Annotated in this window: 20 protein-coding genes; 15 read left to right on the top strand and 5 right to left on the bottom strand. The window is 46.9% G+C overall.

All coding sequences use genetic code 11. The features are described 5' to 3' along the window. Positions 1-16: 16 nt before the first annotated feature. Positions 17-562: a primosomal replication protein PriC gene (priC, locus tag EZV61_RS17730; protein ID WP_114338398.1), complete on the bottom strand. Its 546-nt coding sequence runs from the start codon at positions 560-562 to the stop codon at positions 17-19. Continuing rightward, positions 556-1,329, bottom strand: coding sequence for a TSUP family transporter (locus EZV61_RS17725; RefSeq protein WP_131417325.1), 774 nt, complete (start codon positions 1,327-1,329; stop codon positions 556-558). The genes priC and EZV61_RS17725 overlap by 7 nt, the downstream gene beginning before the upstream one ends. Positions 1,330-1,808: 479 nt before the next feature. Between EZV61_RS17725 and EZV61_RS17720 the strand changes: the two genes are divergently transcribed. From EZV61_RS17720 to EZV61_RS17690, 7 genes are all read left to right on the top strand, one after another. Next, on the top strand, positions 1,809-4,808 hold the full coding sequence (locus EZV61_RS17720) for a TonB-dependent receptor domain-containing protein (protein WP_131417323.1): 3,000 nt from the start codon (positions 1,809-1,811) through the stop codon (positions 4,806-4,808). 259 nt (positions 4,809-5,067) lie between these two features. After that, complete coding sequence (locus EZV61_RS17715) at positions 5,068-5,847, top strand: DUF3450 domain-containing protein (RefSeq protein WP_131417321.1); 780 nt, start codon at positions 5,068-5,070, stop codon at positions 5,845-5,847. After that, positions 5,844-7,196, top strand: coding sequence for a MotA/TolQ/ExbB proton channel family protein (locus tag EZV61_RS17710; protein WP_131417319.1), 1,353 nt, complete (start codon positions 5,844-5,846; stop codon positions 7,194-7,196). Before EZV61_RS17715 ends, EZV61_RS17710 begins: the two co-directional genes overlap by 4 nt. A 2-nt stretch (positions 7,197-7,198) precedes the next feature. Then, the gene (locus tag EZV61_RS17705; protein ID WP_114338621.1) at positions 7,199-7,723 is read left to right on the top strand and encodes a MotA/TolQ/ExbB proton channel family protein; all 525 of its coding nucleotides are present in this window, start codon (positions 7,199-7,201) and stop codon (positions 7,721-7,723) included. Positions 7,724-7,737: 14 nt separating this feature from the next. Next, the gene (locus EZV61_RS17700; RefSeq protein WP_114338404.1) at positions 7,738-8,139 is read left to right on the top strand and encodes an ExbD/TolR family protein; all 402 of its coding nucleotides are present in this window, start codon (positions 7,738-7,740) and stop codon (positions 8,137-8,139) included. A gap of 2 nt (positions 8,140-8,141) precedes the next feature. Beyond that, a complete protein-coding gene (locus tag EZV61_RS17695; protein WP_131417317.1) occupies positions 8,142-8,759 on the top strand; it encodes an energy transducer TonB in 618 nt (205 codons plus the stop codon). Beyond that, positions 8,759-10,039, top strand: a complete 1,281-nt coding sequence (locus EZV61_RS17690; RefSeq protein WP_131417315.1) for a tetratricopeptide repeat protein — start codon at positions 8,759-8,761, stop codon at positions 10,037-10,039. The genes EZV61_RS17695 and EZV61_RS17690 overlap by 1 nt, the downstream gene beginning before the upstream one ends. Positions 10,040-10,076: 37 nt before the next feature. Here EZV61_RS17690 and EZV61_RS17685 read toward each other — a convergent pair whose 3' ends face one another. Further along, positions 10,077-10,610 carry a GGDEF domain-containing protein gene (locus EZV61_RS17685; RefSeq protein WP_131417313.1) on the bottom strand — a complete coding sequence of 178 codons (534 nt, stop codon included), beginning with the start codon at positions 10,608-10,610 and terminating at the stop codon, positions 10,077-10,079. A gap of 77 nt (positions 10,611-10,687) precedes the next feature. Between EZV61_RS17685 and EZV61_RS17680 the strand changes: the two genes are divergently transcribed. Further along, positions 10,688-12,472 carry a DUF885 domain-containing protein gene (locus EZV61_RS17680; RefSeq protein WP_131417311.1) on the top strand — a complete coding sequence of 595 codons (1,785 nt, stop codon included), beginning with the start codon at positions 10,688-10,690 and terminating at the stop codon, positions 12,470-12,472. A gap of 49 nt (positions 12,473-12,521) precedes the next feature. Here the strand turns inward: EZV61_RS17680 and EZV61_RS17675 are convergent, their stop codons facing one another. Both EZV61_RS17675 and EZV61_RS17670 read right to left on the bottom strand, forming a co-directional pair. Further along, positions 12,522-12,914, bottom strand: a complete 393-nt coding sequence (locus EZV61_RS17675) for a TraR/DksA C4-type zinc finger protein (RefSeq protein ID WP_131417309.1) — start codon at positions 12,912-12,914, stop codon at positions 12,522-12,524. Between the two features lie 80 nt (positions 12,915-12,994). Continuing rightward, positions 12,995-13,954 (bottom strand): tRNA-dihydrouridine synthase, encoded by a 960-nt coding sequence (locus tag EZV61_RS17670; protein WP_131417307.1) that lies wholly within the window; start codon positions 13,952-13,954, stop codon positions 12,995-12,997. 231 nt (positions 13,955-14,185) lie between these two features. Between EZV61_RS17670 and EZV61_RS17665 the strand changes: the two genes are divergently transcribed. From EZV61_RS17665 to EZV61_RS17635, 7 genes are all read left to right on the top strand, one after another. Then, complete coding sequence (locus tag EZV61_RS17665) at positions 14,186-14,569, top strand: HvfA family oxazolone/thioamide-modified RiPP metallophore (RefSeq protein ID WP_131417305.1); 384 nt, start codon at positions 14,186-14,188, stop codon at positions 14,567-14,569. 92 nt (positions 14,570-14,661) lie between these two features. Continuing rightward, complete coding sequence (locus EZV61_RS17660) at positions 14,662-15,510, top strand: HvfB family MNIO-type RiPP peptide maturase (RefSeq protein WP_131417303.1); 849 nt, start codon at positions 14,662-14,664, stop codon at positions 15,508-15,510. Further along, positions 15,507-16,262: an HvfC family RiPP maturation protein gene (locus EZV61_RS17655; RefSeq protein WP_131417301.1), complete on the top strand. Its 756-nt coding sequence runs from the start codon at positions 15,507-15,509 to the stop codon at positions 16,260-16,262. Before EZV61_RS17660 ends, EZV61_RS17655 begins: the two co-directional genes overlap by 4 nt. Positions 16,263-16,734: 472 nt before the next feature. Then, positions 16,735-17,100, top strand: coding sequence for a response regulator (locus EZV61_RS17650; protein ID WP_114338414.1), 366 nt, complete (start codon positions 16,735-16,737; stop codon positions 17,098-17,100). A 97-nt stretch (positions 17,101-17,197) separates the two neighbouring features. Further along, on the top strand, positions 17,198-17,743 hold the full coding sequence (gene apt / locus EZV61_RS17645) for an adenine phosphoribosyltransferase (protein WP_131417299.1): 546 nt from the start codon (positions 17,198-17,200) through the stop codon (positions 17,741-17,743). 5 nt (positions 17,744-17,748) lie between these two features. Next, a complete protein-coding gene (gene dnaX / locus EZV61_RS17640; protein WP_131417297.1) occupies positions 17,749-20,136 on the top strand; it encodes a DNA polymerase III subunit gamma/tau in 2,388 nt (795 codons plus the stop codon). A 75-nt stretch (positions 20,137-20,211) separates the two neighbouring features. Beyond that, positions 20,212-20,538 carry a YbaB/EbfC family nucleoid-associated protein gene (locus EZV61_RS17635; RefSeq protein WP_114338417.1) on the top strand — a complete coding sequence of 109 codons (327 nt, stop codon included), beginning with the start codon at positions 20,212-20,214 and terminating at the stop codon, positions 20,536-20,538. Positions 20,539-20,606 lie beyond the last annotated feature (68 nt).

Here is a 20,606-nt window from a genome sequence, read left to right as displayed (position 1 = left end):
CCTTGGATTCTCCTCACTATTGATGCTGGCGTTGCGCAAGCTCTAACTGATCTTCGATCTCAGCTGATGCCTGTCGACACTTCTGTAGTCGGCTTTTTTCGGTTTGTAACCAATTCAACCATTGCTGGCGGAATTGCTCACTTCTGGCGTTGTCCACGGAGTGCTGACACTGTTGCACTCGTCTAAGCAATCTGCGTTCGTATTCTCTATGCTTGTCCAACTGCTCTTTCAGCTTAAGTACTTCTGCAGAGTAGTTTGTGTGTTGTTCAGTTTTAGTTTGTGACGCCTGCTTGACGGCATTGAACAAGGCGGCAAGCTGGTCATTAAGCTGTTCGCAATAATATTGCAGTAATGCTTCACTTTTATGACGCTGTGAGGCTTCGCGAACCCGGGCTAGTGTTTCTCTGCATTGCTGGCAGGCTTGTTTCAGGTTAACAGGGTAGGTGCCAAACAGTTGTTCGTGACGAATACTACTCTTGAGGTGCCCCTCTTTTATTTGTCTATCTAGCGCATCAATTTTTGTGCCGATACCTTGTAACCACTGATTTGCCGAATTCACCATGCTTGATATGCCAATTTAAGTGCCATCAACACGACGACAGTAATAAAAACAGGTTTGATAAAACTTGCACCAAAACGGATCGCGGTGTGAGCACCGATAAAGGAACCTAACATGATGCATATTCCCATGGCTAAGCCAATTCCCCAATTCACATGACTTAACCAAATAAACGCAGCCAGTGAGCAAGCATTGCTGACGAAGTTCATCGCTTTGGCGACACCACTGGAGCGTAAAATATCCATTTTGTAGATCGCCATATTTGAAACCATCCAAAATGCACCCGTGCCAGGACCAGCAAAACCGTCGTAGAAACCTAAAACTACGCCTTGTGCAGATTGTGCTTTAACAAGGCGTGATGAACGCTTGGGTAAACGGTTTTGGTATAAAGGGGGGGTACGTTGAAACAGCGTATAAAGCGCAATAAATATGATGACTAAAGGCAGTATACGCTCCAGCCAGTCAGCACTAATTAGATCCACGACCACGGTGCCGATGATGGCACCGACCGCTGTGCAGCATATTGAATAGACCCAAAACATTGGTTGGAACAGACGGTTGCGATAATAAGTAAGGCTGGCTGCGAATGAGCCGAATGTGGCGGCCAGCTTGTTGGTGCCTAATACGATATGGGGTGGGAGTCCGGCAGACATCAGTGCAGGTACTGTGAGTAGACCTCCTCCGCCAGCGATGGCGTCAACAAAACCTGCAAGGAGCGCGGCTCCGCAGAGCAATGCCCATACATGTAGGTCTAAGCCTAGTTCAAACATTTTACCGCAGTATTCTATCGCGAGGAGAGATCTAAGGAGGTTAACACAGCCCTCCATATTGCTCTAGCTAGCCACCGTGTAATGTTGATTGGCGTTACGGGCGGTTCGGTGGCGGCTAAGTATCGAATTTTAGTGTAAATAATGTACTGTAACGTTTCGTTACATCCCTTCAACACTTGCTTAGTAATTGCATCAATTTGGCGCGCCGGTAGCTCCTTTCGCACTAAAGTCAAGCAATTGCTCTGCGCTAACACCTTGATTCTAAAGTGATAGGCTTTTTGTGGTTTTTGTAAAGCTAAGTAAACGGATATTAACCAATTGTAAAATTGGTGTTGACCAATTAGGGAATCTTGTGCTTATATCCGAGGTGCGACAGAACAGGTTTGCTAAGCTGACTTGTTCAATATTCGGACTGACTTGATTCAGCCGATGCATAAAAAAAACACTTTTAAAAATAAGTGGTCCAGGGAGAAAAACAGATGTATACATCCAGCAAACTGGCTAAGGCTGTGCGCCTAGCTATGATTGGTGGCGCGTTTGCGAGCGCAGCTACCGCAGTTCCGGCCTATGCGGCGGACGAAGAAGAAGTTGAACGTATTGAAGTCACCGGTTCGCGTATTAAGCGTACTGACTTCGAAGGTGCCAACCCCGTTACCGTTCTTGACCGTTCAGCAATTATGGCGTCAGGTAAAACTGATGTCGGTTCATTACTCCAGTCTCAAACTTTCTCTGCAGGTATTGCTAATAACACTTCCGTGAATAACGGCGGTGGTGGTGGCGTGTATTTCTCGCTACGTGGATTGGGAGAAGATCGTACGCTGGTATTGTTAAATGGTCGTCGTGTTGTTTACTCGGGTTTAGGTGCTGATGCAGGCGTTGACCTAAACAACATTCCTACTGCAGTGGTAGAGCGTATCGAAGTATTGAAAGATGGTGCTTCTGCGACTTACGGCTCTGATGCTATCGGTGGTGTAGTTAATATTATCACTCGTAAAGACTTCGAAGGCGTTGAGTTTGAAGCTTATTACGGTGAAACCGATGAAAACGATGGCGAGAAAAAGAAAGTCGATATCGTTATCGGAACCTCAAGTGATAAAGGCAACGTAACTATCGCAGCTGGTTATTACGAGCAAGAAGAAGTAATGATGGGTGATCGCGGTTACTCAGAGTTCGAAACTTGGGCATTTGGAAATGACGACGGTAACGGTTTTTGGACTATGCCAGGGGGATCGTCTGCTCCACCTTGGTCAAATGTGGATGGATATAAGTTTCATGCTACTAATGCTGATGACCCCAGAGATCCATCGGGAGAGCTCCTCTATCTTGATGCAGATGGAAAACAAACAACAGTCAATACCGGCACGCCTTATATCACAGATATAAACCAAACCCTCGGTCCAGATTATGCTGGATGGAAGGATTTTAGTTTTGGCGGTGGAGACGCGTATAACTACAACCCGGTAAACTACCTTTCTACCCCTAGTGAACGTTACTACGTCAACATGGAAGGTAACTATGAGCTGGGTAGCCTTTCATTTGGTGATACGACCATCTTTGAAGATATTGTCGCATTCTCTGAAGGCTCTTATACCAACCGCCAATCTGAGCGTTTGATCGCCGCAGAGCCTTTAGCTCCTCTTGCATTTTTTGATTACGGCGATGCAACCTATTCGGCGGACAACTACTATAACCGCATGTTTGGTCCAAAAGATGCAGATGGGAATAGCTATGATATAGCTGATTGGCGTCGTCGTACAGTAGAAGCCGGCGGACGTAGCACTTCCCATGAAACAGACACTTTCCGCACCGTTTTGGGTATTAAAGGCCTATTCACCAACGGTTGGGGGTGGGAACTTTCATACAACTACGGTAAGAGTACTGCCGATACATATGACACTGGTTATTACAACCTTGATCGAGTAGCTGAAGCCGTGGGCGATACCGCTTGGGTTGATAGCGATGGTGCTATCGTGCCAGAAGGAACTGAAGGCGCTAGCTTAGCCTGTGCTGATGCTGATGGTGCGGTTATCGGTGGCTGTGTGCCGTTGAATATCTTCGGTGAAGGTAGTATTGACCAAGCAGTGCTGGACTACATTTCAACGCCATATAACACCTTGTCTGATGGTTACAATGAGCAATCAATTGTTCAATTCTTGATTGACGGTGAAGCGTTTGAATTGCCCTACGGTACCGTAGGGTTTGCTGCTGGTATGGAGCATCGCGAAGAAGAAGGTGGCCAGACATACGACGCGTTGGTTCTCGGCGGCACCACAACTGCTGGTGAATCTCAGAACACTAATGGCGCATATCGTGTTGACGAAATGTTTGTGGAGTTCAATATTCCACTTCTAGACGGCGTTACTGGTGCAGAATTGCTGGAAATGGATGTTGCTTATCGTTATTTCGATTACAACACCTTCGGCAGTGATGATACTTATAAAGTAGGCCTGCGTTGGAAGCCAATTGAAGATGTGATGCTTCGTGGTACGATCTCAGAAGCATTCCGCGCTCCAAATGTTTCTGATTTGTATGCTGGGGAATTCATTACATTCCCAACAGCTGCAGATCCTTGTGTGGACCCAGCTGCGTCCGCGGCTGCAAATGGTCTGACAGAAGCGGAAGTGTCTGCTAACTGTGTTGCTAGCGGCGCGCCAGGTGGTGGCTACGACAACGGCGGTAACACGCAAGTTCGTACTTTGGAAGGTGGATATTCTGAGCTAGAACCTGAAACTGCGGATATCTACACTATTGGTTTAGTGTATGAACCTGAGTTTGTTGAAGGCTTGGCAATTACTTTAGATTACTGGAATATCGAGCTTGACAATGCAATCTCTCAAATCGGTACTCAAACGACGATGGACCAGTGTGCGTTAGCGGGTGATTTAGAAGCTTGTGACCGAATTGTTCGTCGTGCTGATGGTAATATTTCTCAAGTTGAGAACCTAAACACCAACGTTGGTTCAGTGAAAACTGACGGTATTGATTTTGAAATTCGTTACAACATGGATCCAACAGAGTATGGTGATTTCATCTTCACCGTTGGTGGTACTCAATTAAGATCTTACGACAAGACTTTGTCTGATGGCTCTACGATTGCTCACAAAGGCCGTCATGAGCAAGACAATGATGGTTTCTTTGCTGAGTGGCGTGTTAATACGACCTTAGACTGGAGTTATGACGATTACTCTGCAAATTGGCAGATGCGTTATATCTCAGGAATCGATGAGAAAGTTGAAGATGGTACAGCGATCTTTGGTGATGGCGCCTATGATTTTGAACGTTCAACAAGCTCCAATATTGTTCACGATGCGCAGTTCAATTGGGCGTTCTTGGATAATGCGACTTGGACGCTAGGTGTGAACAACGTGTTCGATAGAGATCCTGAAACAGTTTATAGCGGTTTCAATGCTAACACTGTAACGGAAGCATATGATGTCGTTGGACGTTTCTTCTACTCAAGCGTGAACTTCAAGTTCTAAAGTTGAGTTAGAATGTTTGGAGCCGCTGATTTATCAGCGGCTTTTTTGATCTTAGCCTTGTTGTCGCAAATCAAGCTTTACAGTTACTGTCAGTCGTCATTTATCGATTGGCATGTTTTATTGACATTGATGGCAAGATCTAAGAGGATTTGTCAGTTGTTGTGCGCTGTATGCACACGCTAATAATAAGAAAGACAATAGCCAAAAAAATCCCATGATCCGTCATGGAAATTCTAACGCCAATAGTTGGTTGGGAACTATGTCCAGAGTATTAAAGAAAAGCCTTATCGCTTCTGCGTTGGCTGGGGCTTTTGCCTTCGCTACCGTGAGCGCTACAGCGGAACCACTTTCTGATGTCCAGGCAGAATCGGTCCGTATTCATAAAGAAGCTGCAAAGTCACAGGATAAGATCGATAGCCTGTTCGAGCAGAGCCAAGATCTGCTTGTTGAGTATCGTGAAGTCGTCGACCAGACTGAAAATTTAAAAGTTTACAACGATCATTTACAGCGCCTTGTCAATGATCAAAATGCCGTTCTTTCTTCGCTTCAAATGCAAATAGATGGTATCGAAGAGACCCGCCAAGGTGTTGTTCCACTGATGTATCGCATGATCGATACGCTGGAACAGTTTATTGCTCTCGATGTGCCGATTCTGCTCAAAGATCGTACTGAACGTGTTGAGCGCTTACGTGATCTTATGGGACGTTCTGACGTTACCACTTCTGAGAAATATCGCCAGGTGCTAGAGGCTTACCAGATCGAAAACGATTACGGTAACAAGATTGCATCCTATCAAGGTGAACTAGAGCTTGATGGCTCCGTTGTCACTGTTGATCTTTTCCACTTGGGTCGTGTGGTTTTTGTTGCTCAGTCACTAGATCAGAAAAATGCTTGGGTTTGGGATAACGACGCCCGAGCTTGGCAAGTGCTTGGTGATGAATATCTGAATCCGATTACTCAAGCGATTCGTATGGCACGCAAGCAGGCTGCGGTCGATTTGATCAAACTACCTGTTAAAGCAGCGGAGAGTGGAAAATGAGAAAAGTTCTAGTAAGTATCTCAGTTGCTGCCGCTGTACTTTTCACAGCCTTACCAGCATCTGCAAACGTCGCGAGCCTTGACCAACTGCTCAAACAGGTGAAGCAAGATCGCATCAGCGAGCGCAAGCTGAATAAGGAACGCGAGCAAGAATTCCTTGATGAGCGAGCAGACAAACTCTCTCTATTGAAAAAAGCTAAAAGAGCGCAGGCAGCAGAAGAAGCTCGCCAAGTTAAACTGCAAAAGCAGTTTAACGCGAATGAATTAGCTTTAGTCGAAAAAGAGACTGAGTTGGAGAATGCCAAGGGTACCTTGGGTGAGATGTTTGGTGTGGTTCGCCAAGCAGCCGGTGATACCGTTGGCCGTATTTCTACTTCTATCGTTAGCGCTCAATACACAGGCCGAGGCGAGCTGCTGTCTAGATTGGCTGAAGCTAAAGAGCTACCAACCCTGAAAGAGTTGGAAGATCTTTGGTTTGCTCTTCAGACTGAAATGACAGAATCAGGCAAAGTGGTTAAATTCAACGCCGAGGTTGTCGAACTTGAAGGTGGTAGCACCGAGCAAACCGTTACTCGTGTCGGTACTTTTAACCTACTAGGTGAAGATAAGTACCTGTTGTTTGGTTCTGATACAGCAACAGTGCAGCCATTAGGTCGTCAGCCTGACGGCTACATCGTTGGCGCAGTTTCTACGTTCAATCAAGCAACTTCAGGCTTCGAACCATTGTATATCGATCCATCACAGGGATTGATTTTAGGTTTACAGACAGCGAAAGCGACGATTACAGAGCGTTATCATCAAGGTGGTTTGGTTGGTTACATTATTACCGGCGTGCTAGCGCTTGGTTTCTTGATCGCCATTGAACGCTTTATTACCTTGGGATTGATTGGTGCCAAGATCCGTCGTCAATTAAAAAATACTGATGTGCCTAATGAAGGCAACCCTCTGGGTCGTATTCTTAAGGTATATCAAGAGAACAAGGCTTCGGATACCGAAAATCTTGAACTCAAACTTGATGAAGCTGTGCTACGTGAGACTCCTAGAATCGAACGTGGTGTAGCCATTATCAAAATCTTAGCCGCAATTGCCCCACTATTGGGTCTGTTAGGTACTGTAACGGGTATGATTAAAACGTTTGAATCAATCACACTGTTTGGTACTGGCGATCCTAAAGTGATGGCAGGCTCTATCTCTATGGCATTGGTAACAACGGCTCAGGGCCTAATTGCTGCACTGCCATTGATCCTTGTGCATAGCTTGGTTGCTGCTCGCAGCAAGAGCATTGTTCAAGTACTTGACGAGCAGAGCGCTGGAATTGTGGCCGCTCATGCGGAGCAGGAGAAAGCCTAATGATGATTTACCTGATGGAGCTTTGGGAATCTGTCAGGAACTTCATCGCTACTGGCGGTGACGTCCTCTGGATCGTTGCGGCCGCGCTTTTCCTAATGTGGGTACTTATGATCGAAAGATATTGGTTCCTCTACGTTGAGTTTCCTCGTGTTCGCAACGCTATCGTTGCGAATTGGGATGCTCGCGCAGATACCACTTCATGGTACGCACACAGGATCCGTGAGGCCTGGATTTCCGAAGCGGCTGAAAAGCTGAATGCACGCATGCTGTTTATCAAAACGCTGGTGGCTATTTGTCCACTTATCGGTTTGCTTGGCACCGTTACAGGTATGATCGCGGTATTTGAGATCATGGCTGTTCAAGGTACGGGTAACCCACGTTTGATGGCATCAGGTATCTCGATGGCAACTGTCCCTACAATGGCAGGAATGGTTGCTGCATTATCAGGCGTATTTTTTAGTTCACGCCTTGAGGCCAAAGTAAAAGTGGCCCGCGAGAGTCTGATAGACAGCTTGCCGCATCATTAAAGAGAGATTTTGAGATGGCACGTAAACATAGAAGCCAAGAAGAGGAAGCCGGCATTGATATGACGCCGATGCTCGACATCGTATTTATCATGCTGATCTTCTTTATTGTGACGACCTCCTTCGTTAAGGAGGCGGGTATTGAAGTTCTTCGTCCAAAAGCATCAACTGCAACTAAGCAGAAGAATGCTAACATTTTTATCGCTGTTCGTGAGAATGGTGAAATTTGGATGGACAAGCGTATGGTTGATGTAGAGCGTGTTGGCGCTAATATCGAACGTATGCTGGCAGAGCAGCCTACTGATACTGTGGTTATTCAAGCTGACGTCGAAGCCAAACATGGTGTCGTTGTTAAAGTGATGGACCAAGTGAAGCAGGCAGGTATCGACAAGATATCGGTTGCCGCGGAGAATAACTAACTATGGTACGGTTACTGATTTCCCTATTGTTGGGCGTAGCCGTCACCTTCGGTCTGTTCGTATTTATGGCTGCTCTCATTGGAGGGGGGCCTAAACGGCACGAAGCGGGTGCTCCAACGCCCGTGATCGATATCGTGATGGATAAACCCAAATCGTCGGTACAGGAACGTCGTCGTGTTCCGCCACCGCCGCCACCGCCACCTAAACAGCCGCCTAAAGCGCCGCCAGTTGAGCCTGATCCTGTCGATAATTCTGCACCGGGTATATCGCTAGATGTACCAGCTGTTGATATATCGTCTGACGCAGGCGGAATGGGGTCGCTGAATATGGCTAAGAAGGAAGGGGACGCGACACCTAAGGTGCGCATTCCACCTGACTATCCACCTGAGGCAGCTCGAGATGGTGTAGAAGGCTGGGTTAAGCTGACTTTCACCATTGGTACCGATGGTCGTCCGAAAGATATAGAAGTGATTGAAGCCAAGCCAAAGCGCGTGTTTAACAGAAATGCTAAACGTGCTTTACGCAAGTGGGTTTACGATCCCAAATTTGAAGACGGTAAGGCAGTGGAACAGCCAGGTATTACGGTGCAACTCGACTTTAGCCTAGAGGGAGGTAAGTGATGATAAATCGTAAAACATTACTATGTGCTTTCACTCTAGTTTTTAGCTTGGTACTGACACTACCGTTAAGCCAGACGGTTTATGCCGCAGAAAAATCTGATCCTGTTGCAGAGAAGCATAAGAAACGTAAAACGTATCTTCTGTCTCCTAAAATAGGTAAAAAGGTGACTAAGGCTTTTGACGAGTATTCTACGAATAACAATATTCCAGAAGCCATCAAGATTCTTCATGATTTAGCTGAAAGGGCAAAGAAGGATTACGATAAAGCTTATGTTGACCGGTTTCTAGGCAACATGTACGCCTTGCAAGAAGGGGGCGCTGCGAAGGCGATCAAGCACCTTAAGGCTGCGGCTGAGCTTGATGTGTTAAACACATCAGAGCAAGCACAGACTTTACGCTTATTAGCTGACCTGCAAATGCAGCAGGAAAAGTTTGCCGATGCGATTAGCTCCTACGATGCATGGATGGACTTTACTGGCAAGCAGGAAGTTTCTGTCTATCTTCGTAAAGCGCAAGCGTATTATCAGATTGGTCGTTATGCCGAGATGATTGCACCCATTGATCAGGCTATCGCAGTTTCAGACAAGCCAGAGAAAAACGCCTACGTTTTGAAGTTATCAGCATATTATGAGCTGAAAGACTATAAACGTAGCGTTAAGGTGTTGGAGCAGTTGGTTAGCTTGTTCCCCGAGGATCGTCGCTGGTGGGCGCAACTCGGTATGTTCTATATGATGATTGATGAATACGGTAAGGCATTGGCTACCATGGAGCTTGCTTATAAGCAGGAACTGCTGGAGAAGCCAAATGAGATAAAAGCCTTGGCGCAGTTGTATGCGACTAATGGCATGCCGTACAAATCTGGCGTGATTCAGGACAAGTACCTTAAATCAGGTCTTTTGGAACGTAACGAGCAGAGTCTCTCAACCCTAGCGAACACTTGGCATGCTGCGAAAGAGATTGATCGCGCTGCTGAGTACTACAAAGCTGTGGCTGAGTTAACTGACAAAGCAAGTTATTGGCGTAAGCTAGCGAATCTTCAGCTGCAAAATCAAAACTATTCAGCTGCTGTCGAAGCGTACAATAAGGCATTGGAGTTGGGAGCGAAAGATCCCGGTCGTATCTACATGTCTTTAGTCGAGGCGTTCCTTTACCAAAACAAATACCGCGATGCATATGCTAGCGTGTTGAAGGCTAAGGAATATCCCAATACTAAGAAGTCAGCTACCAGCTGGACTGCTTATATTCGGGAAAAGGCAGGACGTAACGGCGTTAAGCTTTAGAATGAACGGCTTCTTCGGAAGCCGTTTTTATTTCTATTTAGTGTCTCATCGCGTGTATCGATAAACGTTCCAGTTCAAACTGGTTTTGCCCTTTTTGTTCTGCGGCGTTCGTTAATCTTTGTAGTTCAGCGAATAAAGAGTCGATTTCAATACCTGGCGATGGCAGGACGTTCAAAGCCCCGATGGCAATGTTTACTGGGGTGCCGTTTTCCTCGCTTTGGCTGATCTGCAATTGTTCTAACATAGCAAACAGTCGGTTCAGTACGGTCTCTGTACCGGATTCATTGAGATTGAAAAGGCATAGTGTAAATAGCATGGGATCGATTCGGGAAACAATGTCGGTAGCCCGATAAGTGCTGTCTTCAAGTAATCTGGCTAGCTTGTTTAGTAAAAGCTTTTGTTGTGCTTGTGGCGTGTGCGGTAGATGTGGGTCAATGAGTAAAAGCGAAAGCGATTGCTGCTCTCGAAGCTGTCGTTGCCATTCGCGTTGAAACACCTCTAAGAAGTAGGCTTTGTTGTATAAACCTGTAATAACGTCCCTAAATGCACTATTTCGATAGGAAAAAATCATAACAATCGGCTCTGAGTTTTATTATCGTAGTTAGTCCAAGTATAGAACGCAGTCGATGGATAGGTTGGAAGTAAGTGATGCAACGAATTTTTTTTACCATAGTCTTTGTACTTTTTTTATCAGGTTGTGAACCCAAATCTGACATAACTGTTCAGTCCGCTAAATCAGCTGATGAAGCCGTCACAACTTTGGTTGATGGTTACTTAGATGAAGCGCTAGCGTTAGATCCTTTGTATGCCCCATTCATGGGGGAGTATCAGTATAATGGTGTGCTGGGCAACGATCTTACCGACGCTTATTTACATGCTAGGCATGAGTTGAATGCCAGCTATGAAGAAAAGGCCGAAGCGATCCCTAGGGATAAGTTATCTGCGGCACGAAAGTTAACCTTGGATATATTTCTGTACGATCGCCAAGTCGATCTCGCAGATGAAACGTTTCCACAGCGTTTTATGCCGATTAATCAGTTCTATTCTCGCTACAGCACATTTGTGCAACTTGGCAGTGGGGAGAGCGCACAACCCTTTACTACAGAAAAAGACTATCGTGATTTTATGGCGCGCATGGCCGGCTTTGAACTTTGGGTTGATGATGTCATCGTCAGGATGCGAGAAGGGGCCGAGAGTCGCGTTGTGTTGCCGAAGATATTAGTTGAGCGAATGCTTGAGCAGATATCGTCACAACTGGTTACCGATATAGACACCAGTACTTTTGTACAGCCACTTAAGCAGCTTCCTTCATCGTTGAGCGAAGAACAACAGCAACAGCTCCAGGCGGATTATCGCAAAGCAATTTCTGAACTCGTGATCCCTTCATTTACTAAGCTCTACCGCTTTTTGAACGATGAATATCTTATGTTAGCGAGAGGCTCTGATGGGATGTGGGATCTGCCGAACGGCGCGACCTGGTATCAACATCTGGCCAATCGTCATACAACAACCGAGATGCCAGTGGAAAAGATCCACCATATTGGTTTAGGGGAAGTTGCTCGGATCCGGAATGAGATGGAAGCAGTGCGTCAACGAGTAGGGTTTACTGGTGATCTTTCAGCATTCTTGCAGCACCTGGCATCTGACCCAAGTTATTTTTTTAGTGACAAAAGTCAGCTGATCGCAGGCTATAGTGGCTTAAAAGCGCAAATCAATGCTGTACTCCCTGCCTATTTTGACGTGATGCCTAAGACCGACTATGAAGTTCGGCCCGTTGAGGCATTCAGAGAGCAGTCTGCAGCGGGAGCCTCTTACGAGCCTGGCTCTCCTGACGGTTCTCGTCCGGGTGTTTTTTATATCAATACATACAATTTGCAAGCGCAACCTAAGTGGGGGATGACCACCTTATCGTTACACGAAGCTGCCCCTGGGCACCATTTTCAAATCACTATTCAGCAAGAGTTGGACGATCTGCCTGCCTATCAGAGGTTTAGTAGTGCGACAGCCTTTGTTGAGGGGTGGGCGCTCTATGCGGAATATCTTGGAATGGAGATGGGCCTGTTTAAAGATCCCTATCAATACTTTGGAAAGTTGAGCGATGAAATGTTGCGCGCGATGCGCTTGGTTGTCGACACAGGTCTACATGCCAAAGGGTGGAGTCGAGAGCAAGCCATCCAATATATGCTGGATAATTCCGCCATGGCGAAGTCTGACGTCGTTGCTGAAGTTGAACGTTATATGGCGATCCCAGGCCAAGCCTTATCTTATAAAATTGGCCAGCTGAAAATCATTGAGCTAAGGGAGAAGGCTGAAGCTGCTTTGGGTGAGCGATTCGAGCTGCGTGAATTCCACAACCAAGTATTGCTCGATGGCAGTTTGCCGTTGGCAGTACTTGAAGAGAAGGTGAATAATTGGATTAACTCTTTTTCTTGAGTTGAAGTGGCCGCACTGGTTCAAGTGCGGCCATTTATCTGAGGTTCACTTAGAGCCAGACTCGTTTGCTACTGGCTGATAATTGGTTGAATTTCGCTTCACAGATGCCACAACGCTGCTGGGAAGGCTCCTGCAGTAAGCGTTCTAGAGTAATTGGGCTTTCGCAATCAGAGCAGATCCCGTATAGACCCAGCTCAATTTGCTGCTGTGCGGCCGCAATGCCTTCAAGTTTTCTTCTTATCTGGAAAGAGGCATCGTCATTGCACTGATAGAGAAAGTCTATCCAGTGGTCGATGCTGTTGGGCTGTTTGATATCGCCATTGGCTGCCAATGCTTGTGATGAAATGTGCAACGCCTGTGCTTGTTTACACAGGGCATCAGCTTGTTGCGATAGCATATCTTCAAACTTCTCTTGGTGCTGTTTGCTCAAAGGGCTACACATGTAAGCTACCGTTTTGACCTAATAAAAATACAAAATGTGATGTAGCTATCATAGGTAACGGCTTGGCTATTTCGGATGACCTAAATCAAATCGCTTGAATGCTGCCAAAGAACTCTGACTATTTCTTGATCTGACGTCAATTTGCGGATCCTGTTAAAGGCTTCTTTTGCTTTGGGGTGACGGAGGCCTAATTGCGCCAACCATTGCTTAGTTCGATTGGCAAAATAGGCTCTATTGCGTGAACGCATTGTCAAACGGTAGAAGTAACCCAGTTCAATTTTTATTGCTTCCCAATCATCAGGGGGGATCTTAACGCCTCTATTGGCTCCCTTTATTTGTGCTGCCAAATTGGGCATACGCAGGGCTCCACGACCTAACATGATGTCATCACAACCACTTTCGTCTCGACACTGGCGGTAATCATCAGGGCTCCAAATGTCACCGTTGGCTATTACAGGTATTTTAAGGTGCGAGCGGATTTTTCCTATGCGTCGCCAGTCGGCAGGCGGCAGGTAGCCTTGTGCTTTGGTTCGGCCGTGAATGATGAGACTGTTAGCGCCTGCGCCTTCTATCGCCAGCGCATTATCTTCCGCTAGCTGGCAATCTTCCCACCCTAAGCGAATTTTTACCGACAGTTGACTACTGGAGGGGATAGCAGCTCTAACGCTGGCAACGATACGTTCAATCTGTGCTGTGGATTGTAAAAGTATTGCGCCTCCGCGGCTTTTATTCACGGTTTTGGCTGGGCAACCAAAATTCAGGTCGATCCCTTGCGACCCTAGTGAAATTGCTCTGGCGGCGTTTTCTGCTAACAGCTCGGGATCTTGACCCAAGAGCTGTATTCTCACCGGAGTACCGCTCGGTGTCTTGCCCCCTAATGCGAGCTCAGGGCAGTAACGGCGAAAGACTCTATTCGGTAATAGACCATCAGAAACCCGAACAAACTCCGTCATGCAAAGATCGAAATTACCCCGCCTGGTCAAGAGATCGCGCATGACGTCATCCATCACGCCTTCCATTGGGGCCAAATATATTTGCATGGGTAGAAGCCGGCTTCTGTTGTTCAATTCGCAGCAGTTTAATCGCTTGTTTTAGAGGCGTCACGCGGTTCTACCTTTCTTGTTCTAAACTATGTTGATCAAAATCATTGAAAAAAAGTGAAATAAAAATCTGGCCGGTAAGGTCTTATCAAATACATCGGGGCTGTGGCTGAAGCAACGACTCGATATTAACCACAACAAAATTGTTAAATACGTAAAAAGGAAATCGTTATGAACAAGATTAAGAAGACTAGCGTTGCAGCAGCTCTGGGTGCGGTTGTTATTGGTTCATTAGCCGCTCTGCCGGCACATGCTGAAGCAAATCCATTTGCGGTGCAGGATCTGGTCGCTGGTTATCAACTTGATGGCGCTGAAGGTAAGTGCGGCGAAGGCAAGTGTGGTGAAGGTAAGAAATCAGCCAAAGAAGGTAAATGCGGCGAAGGCAAATGTGGCGGCGAAAAGAAAGCCGCTAAAGAAGGTAAGTGCGGCGAAGGTAAATGCGGTGGCGAAAAGAAAGCCGCTAAAGAAGGCAAGTGCGGCGAAGGTAAATGTGGTGGCGAAAAGAAAGCTGCCAAAGAAGGTAAATGCGGCGAAGGCAAATGTGGTGCTAAGTAACTACTAATTTTGCTGGTGGAAACGCCATGGCATACAGCCAGCAGCTGCTGGCTGTAGTTGTTTCTGGGCATTGAGAAGTTCGGGGTAGTAAGATGAAGCCTGTTGACGAAATTAAAGGCGCCGGCTTAGGGCTGCGCAGAGAAATGCTGGATGATGCACTCGCTAAGTCAGCCAATGAGGTCGATTTTTGGGAAGTCGCTCCAGAAAACTGGATGCGATTGGGTGGTAAATTCGGCAAGCAATTTCGTCAGTTAACTGAGCGTCATCAGTTTTTATGTCATGGGTTGAGTTTGTCGATTGGTGCGCCACAGCCGTTGGACTTGGAGTTTGTTCGTCAGGTCAAAGCTTTTTTGGATGCACACCAAATTTCTTTGTATTCAGAACATCTCAGCTACTGCTCCGGTTACGGTCATCTTTATGACTTGCTTCCAATACCGTTCACAGAAGAAGCCGCACTCTATGTCGCGGATCGTGTAAAACAGGTGCAAGAGATATTAGAGCGCCCATTGGTTCTCGAAAATGTCTCTTATTATGCCGCGCCCGGCCAGGAGATTAATGAGCTCGATTTTATCAATCGAGTATTGGAAGAAGCGGACTGTGAGTTACTGTTAGATGTTAATAATATCTATGTGAATTCAGTTAATCATGGCTATGATCCGGTCACTTTTTTGCGCGGACTGCCGAGCAAACGGATCTGCTATATCCATGTCGCCGGGCACTATAACGAAGCCGATGATTTAATCGTTGATACCCATGGGGCGGACGTGATTGACCCGGTCTGGAATTTATTAAAGGAGGCGTATCGATTTCATGGGGTACTTCCGACTTTATTAGAAAGGGATTTTAACTTACCGTCGATGAAAGAGTTGCTGCTAGAGGTTGATAAGATCCGCCAGATCCAGCAGAGCATGGCTGTTGAGCCCGAGGTGTTGATAGCATGAGATCATTTCAGGTTATTCAATATGAGTTGACTGAGCATATTCGTCAGCCACTCGATAACAAGCCTCCTAGCGGTATCGAAGAGCGTCGACTGAAGGTATACCGGGAACTTTTTTTTAATAATGTCAAAGGCTTCATTGATTCAGCATTCCCTGTGCTTCATTCGCTTTATCATGAGGATGAGTGGCTCTTATTGGTGCGTCAGTTTTTTGCTTGCCATGATTGCCGATCTCCCATTTTTCTCGATATCTCCAATGAATTCGTGACCTTTCTTGCTGATGAATATCAGCTTGGAGATGCCGATCCGGCATTTATGCGCGAGTTGGCCCATTACGAATGGGTTGAGCTTGCTGTGTCTGCTGCATTAGATACTGAGTCGGACGGATTTGTTGCTACAGCCCCTGAAACCTCTGAGCGACTAACGTTGGCTAATACCGCGATGGTGGTCAGCTACCGGTACCCTGTGCACCATATTAGTGTTGAGTTCCAGCCTGCAGCTGTGGGGGAACAGCCAACCTATTTAGCGGTGTATCGCGATCGTCAGGATGAGGTGTGTTTTCTAGAACTTAATGCGATGACTGCTCAGTTATTGCAAATGTTGAGTGAAACACCGGGTGGCACTATTACGACTTTAGCTGAACAGCTAATTGCTGTTGCTCCTCAGTTCAATATTGAGCAGTTAACAGGTGGAGTTGCGCAGATAGTTGCTCAGTTATCGCAGCGTGGAATTATTCGTCATTTTCATTCTGACTAATGCTTGTGACCGAGTGACTTTTTCAGTAGCATGCGCGCTTTGTTTTGATCTAGATCAATTTGATGGTGTCGTATGTCTGAGCAACCGTTTAAAGAACCCTTTAATTTTGCCTACTTTTTGGGCTTTTTAGCTGTCCTGTTAATCCCTACCTTACCTGCCACTTTGACGTGGTTTAAGCTCGTAGGTTAAACACTGTCGAGGCTTTCACAACGGTGTTAGCCTTTCCCTTTGCTGTGCCTTCCTATATTCCTCTTGCTAGTTATTTTTAGCTTCTTTTTGATGAAACTTATCTGTTCAGGGATAGGTCATACCAAGTAGTCAATGTCGATCTGTACCGATGTATTGACGTAATTTATCGATTTTGTGATGGCTGTTTTACGTTGTTGCGGCATAGAGGCTAGCGATTAGAGGTGTTTTCTCTATAATGCCCCGCGATCGCCGCTCGTAGTCACCAGATAAGGACGTGAGGCAAATGGAACAAACAGTATTGTTAGTGGATGACAACATTAAAGTGCGTAAGGCCTTAGCCTTGCAGCTTCAAATGCTCGGTGTCTATATTGAACAAGCCGGTGATGGCTTGAGTGCATTAACTTATGCACGAAAACGTAGCTTTGCGGCGGTGGTTATCGATCAACGTATGCCTATTATGGATGGTATGACGTTGGCGAAAAACATTCGTCGGCTTCCTGCCTACAGTAATACCCCTATTCTGTTGTTGAGCACGGATAGCCATTGCGAATATGATCGCCAGATAGTTGATGGCGTCCTATCCAAACCGATAAACGGTGACCTATTGCTGGAAACAATAAAGCAGTGCCACCGCTCGATGGCTGCCTAAATCTCCCTTCTGTGATGCAAGCCGGCGTGTGACTTTTTCTGCATAGTGACGTTCTATGGTAATCTTTGTTCCAATGTTTTCCTAACAACAGATTTCCATGGATCTGCAGAACCTCGCCACTATTCGTAACAATATTAAAACCATTCCAGATTACCCCAAGCCGGGGATCCAGTTTAGGGATGTCACCTCACTGATCGAGCACGGAGAGGCGTTTTCTCTGGCCATCTCTCTGTTAACTGAGCCCTTTAAAAATGCGGGTATCACCAAAGTTGTCGGTACCGAGGCTAGAGGTTTTATCTTTGGTGCTCCTGTCGCTCTTGCGCTAGGGGTTGGCTTTGTGCCGGTAAGAAAACCAAATAAGCTACCTCGCGAGACGATTGATGAGACCTATGAGCTCGAATACGGTATGGATACGTTGGAATTACACGTTGATGCCATTGAGCCAGGTGACAAAGTGCTGTTAGTTGACGACTTACTGGCGACAGGCGGCACCATTGAGGCCACGGCTAAGCTGGTTCGTCGTATGGGGGGAGAGGTTGTTGGTGCGAGTTTTGTTATCTCTTTGCCTGATATCGGTGGCGAGCAACGTTTAGTCGAGCACGGAATTGAGTGTCACTATCTATGTCAGTTTGAGGGTGATTAACACAGATGAGCTATCAGGCGTTAGCACGTACATGGCGGCCTCAAACCTTTGCTGAAGTTGTTGGCCAACCTCATGTTGTTCAGGCGATAAGTAACGGTATTGCACAACAGAGACTGCATCATGCTTTTCTCTTTAGTGGTACGCGAGGGGTGGGAAAAACCACCATCGCAAGGCTACTCGCAAAGAGTTTGAATTGTGAGCAGGGACCGACACCGACACCTTGCGGTGTATGCAGCGCCTGTATGGAGGTAAAGCAGGGCAACTTTGTTGACTTGATTGAAATTGATGCGGCGTCGCGTACCAAAGTCGAAGATACACGAGAGTTATTGGAAAACGTGCAGTATCGGCCGACTCGTGGGCGCTATAAGGTTTACTTGATTGATGAAGTGCATATGCTGTCTAAACACAGTTTCAATGCGCTGTTAAAAACTCTGGAAGAGCCGCCGCCCCATGTGAAATTTTTGCTGGCCACCACTGATCCGCAAAAATTGCCTATCACTATTTTATCCCGCTGCTTGCAGTTTAATCTTCGTAGTCTGTCGGTGGATGAGATATCAAATCATTTACGCTCGGTACTCAGTGCTGAGCAGATCCCGTTCGACAATGATGCGCTGATTGAGATCGCCCGTGCTGCTCGAGGTAGCATGCGGGATGCGCTTAGTTTGACCGACCAAGCGGTTGCTCACGGCAATGGCTCTGCGGCTTACCTGACGGTATGTCAGATGTTGGGTACGGTGCAACGTGAACAGCTGACGCAATTATTAGCCGCCATAGTCAAGGGCGATGGTTCCGCCGCGATGGCGCAAGTTGCCCACTTGGCTCAATACTCTCCTGATTTCGATAAACTGCTTTCCGAGTTGTCTGATGCGTTGCATCGTATTGCGATGTTGCAACAGATAGGTATGGATGATTCCATCGCACAGTCTGCCCTATGGCAGGGACTACCTGAATTAGCCGGTGGTATAGCCCCTGAGATGGTTCAGCTTTACTACCGTTTTATGGTCGAGGGACGTAGAGAGTTGCCACTTTCTCCTGATCCGCGGGTGGCTTTGGAAATGACGCTGTTACGTTGCCTTAGCTTTCGCCCAAAGGGAACTGAGCAGGGCGTTGAACCCAACAAGAGTGTCAGCACTTTGAGTGCTCATGCTGATAGTGTGGTAACAAGCAGTGCAGAGCCGGAAGGGGAACCCCCGGTAGCGATAGTCGAACCTAGTGCCAACAAGACCACGCCGAAACCGGTAGAGCCTTTGAATAGGCAGTCAGATCTCCCTGTCTTGGATCCACAACCGCAAGCGGTTGCCGATGAGCCGGAAAAGCCTCCGCAGCAGCCCCATGGTAGCAGTGTTCCAGTGGCAGCCTCTGCTGAGGCAGGCTCAAGTGTTGGCGTTGGTCATGACGAGCTAGAGGCGTCACCCGAGAGCGTAACTGCGCCGCTTGTGGTAGCGCCTGCGGTCATCGAGTATTCCACCACCGATAGTCATGCTGAGACAGATAACCAGAGTGGTGATGAGGAACAGTGGTCATCAAGTGACTCCGCCGCATTAAGTATGCAAGACGCACTGGTTAGGGAGCAGGAGCATATTATGTTGACTGCTACCGAGCATGGTTATTCGGGCGGTCAGCAAACATCAGCACAGCAAACCGCTGTTCAGGATGTGGCAATTCAAGATGCCCCAGCACCGAATACCGACGTTCAGAGCGGGGCGGGTAAGGCTATTGCCGCAAGAAATATTCTGCGTAGCCATAAACTGAATTTGGAGCGAAGCGGAAAAAAGCCTAAAGGGTTGGGCGCAACATCACCCAACCCGGTGATGTTAAACAGGGCACAGCCTAGCGAAACAAGTCAGCAAGAGATCACGTCACAACAGCAAGCAGTGAATGTGAATACAGCGGATGCTGATAGCGGCGGACAAAGCTCAATACCGACAAACTCTGTTAATCAAGCCGCTTCAGTGCCAGTTACGGCTGATTCGGTAAGCAAAAAAGCGCCATCAAAACGCAAATTACTGCCTACCGATGATGTGTGGAGCAAGTTGATTGAGCTTTGCGAACTCGGTGGGATCGTGCGGCAACTTGCTATCAACTCGGTACTAATTGAGCAGGGAGATGTTTGGCGTCTGGGGTTAGTGGCAGAACAAAAGCACCTGGCAACGGAACGCTTACAGGCACAGTTGGTCGAAGCATTAAGTGATCTGTCTGGGCAGCGTGTCTCTTTAGTCATCGACCTGGCTCAAGAGGACGCAGATGAAACTCCTCGGCAGATACAGCAGCGTTTAAAAAACGAGTTGTTGGAGCGAACGAAACAGATCATCAACGCCGATCTGAATGTTCAGTTTTTCGTTGAGCAGTTCGATGCCAGCGTTGATGATGATTCTATCAAGCCATTAACTTGAAATATTGAGTCGCCCTGAGTATGTTGGCGGCATCAAAAGTTCATCTGTAATGATGATAAAAATGAGGAAAGAACGATGATGAAAGGTGGCTTAGGCAACCTGATGAAACAGGCGCAGCAGATGCAGGATAAAATGCAGAAGCTGCAGGAAGAGATCGCCAATATGGAAGTCACCGGTGAAGCCGGTGCTGGTCTTGTTAAGGTCACCATGACTGGTAGTCATAGCGTACGTCGTGTTGAGATTGATCCTAGCCTGATGGAAGATGACAAAGAGATGGTGGAAGATCTGGTGGCTGCAGCCGTCAATGACGCCGTTCGTCGTATCGAGGAAACCAATAAGAGTAAGATGGCGGAAGCCACTGGTGGTATGAAATTACCTCCAGGTATGAAGATGCCTTTTTAGTAAAATACGCTCTTTATAAATCAGCCGCTTCATTGCGGCTTTTTTGTCTGTTTGATTTGCCTCACAGA

This window comes from Corallincola luteus (genome assembly GCF_004336975.1).
Taxonomy (GTDB): Bacteria; Pseudomonadota; Gammaproteobacteria; order Enterobacterales; family Neiellaceae; genus Corallincola; species Corallincola holothuriorum.
The sequence above is the reverse complement of the archived record's forward strand: the minus strand, read 5'-3'. Positions and strand labels throughout refer to the sequence as shown.

Excerpts from the sequence above, each read along its gene's own strand:
- EZV61_RS17705 (WP_114338621.1), top strand. The coding sequence starts at position 7,199 with ATGATTTACCTGATGGAGCTTTGGGAATCTGTCAGGAACTTCATCGCT.
- dnaX (WP_131417297.1), top strand. The coding sequence starts at position 17,749 with ATGAGCTATCAGGCGTTAGCACGTACATGGCGGCCTCAAACCTTTGCT.
- EZV61_RS17710 (WP_131417319.1), top strand. The coding sequence starts at position 5,844 with ATGAGAAAAGTTCTAGTAAGTATCTCAGTTGCTGCCGCTGTACTTTTC.
- EZV61_RS17665 (WP_131417305.1), top strand. The coding sequence starts at position 14,186 with ATGAACAAGATTAAGAAGACTAGCGTTGCAGCAGCTCTGGGTGCGGTT.
- EZV61_RS17660 (WP_131417303.1), top strand. The coding sequence starts at position 14,662 with ATGAAGCCTGTTGACGAAATTAAAGGCGCCGGCTTAGGGCTGCGCAGA.
- EZV61_RS17720 (WP_131417323.1), top strand. The coding sequence starts at position 1,809 with ATGTATACATCCAGCAAACTGGCTAAGGCTGTGCGCCTAGCTATGATT.
- EZV61_RS17680 (WP_131417311.1), top strand. The coding sequence starts at position 10,688 with ATGCAACGAATTTTTTTTACCATAGTCTTTGTACTTTTTTTATCAGGT.
- apt (WP_131417299.1), top strand. The coding sequence starts at position 17,198 with ATGGATCTGCAGAACCTCGCCACTATTCGTAACAATATTAAAACCATT.
- EZV61_RS17675 (WP_131417309.1), bottom strand. The coding sequence starts at position 12,914 with ATGTGTAGCCCTTTGAGCAAACAGCACCAAGAGAAGTTTGAAGATATG.
- EZV61_RS17690 (WP_131417315.1), top strand. The coding sequence starts at position 8,759 with ATGATAAATCGTAAAACATTACTATGTGCTTTCACTCTAGTTTTTAGC.
- EZV61_RS17655 (WP_131417301.1), top strand. The coding sequence starts at position 15,507 with ATGAGATCATTTCAGGTTATTCAATATGAGTTGACTGAGCATATTCGT.
- EZV61_RS17650 (WP_114338414.1), top strand. The coding sequence starts at position 16,735 with ATGGAACAAACAGTATTGTTAGTGGATGACAACATTAAAGTGCGTAAG.
- EZV61_RS17715 (WP_131417321.1), top strand. The coding sequence starts at position 5,068 with ATGTCCAGAGTATTAAAGAAAAGCCTTATCGCTTCTGCGTTGGCTGGG.
- EZV61_RS17685 (WP_131417313.1), bottom strand. The coding sequence starts at position 10,610 with ATGATTTTTTCCTATCGAAATAGTGCATTTAGGGACGTTATTACAGGT.
- EZV61_RS17725 (WP_131417325.1), bottom strand. The coding sequence starts at position 1,329 with ATGTTTGAACTAGGCTTAGACCTACATGTATGGGCATTGCTCTGCGGA.
- EZV61_RS17635 (WP_114338417.1), top strand. The coding sequence starts at position 20,212 with ATGATGAAAGGTGGCTTAGGCAACCTGATGAAACAGGCGCAGCAGATG.
- EZV61_RS17700 (WP_114338404.1), top strand. The coding sequence starts at position 7,738 with ATGGCACGTAAACATAGAAGCCAAGAAGAGGAAGCCGGCATTGATATG.
- EZV61_RS17695 (WP_131417317.1), top strand. The coding sequence starts at position 8,142 with ATGGTACGGTTACTGATTTCCCTATTGTTGGGCGTAGCCGTCACCTTC.
- priC (WP_114338398.1), bottom strand. The coding sequence starts at position 562 with ATGGTGAATTCGGCAAATCAGTGGTTACAAGGTATCGGCACAAAAATT.
- EZV61_RS17670 (WP_131417307.1), bottom strand. The coding sequence starts at position 13,954 with ATGCAAATATATTTGGCCCCAATGGAAGGCGTGATGGATGACGTCATG.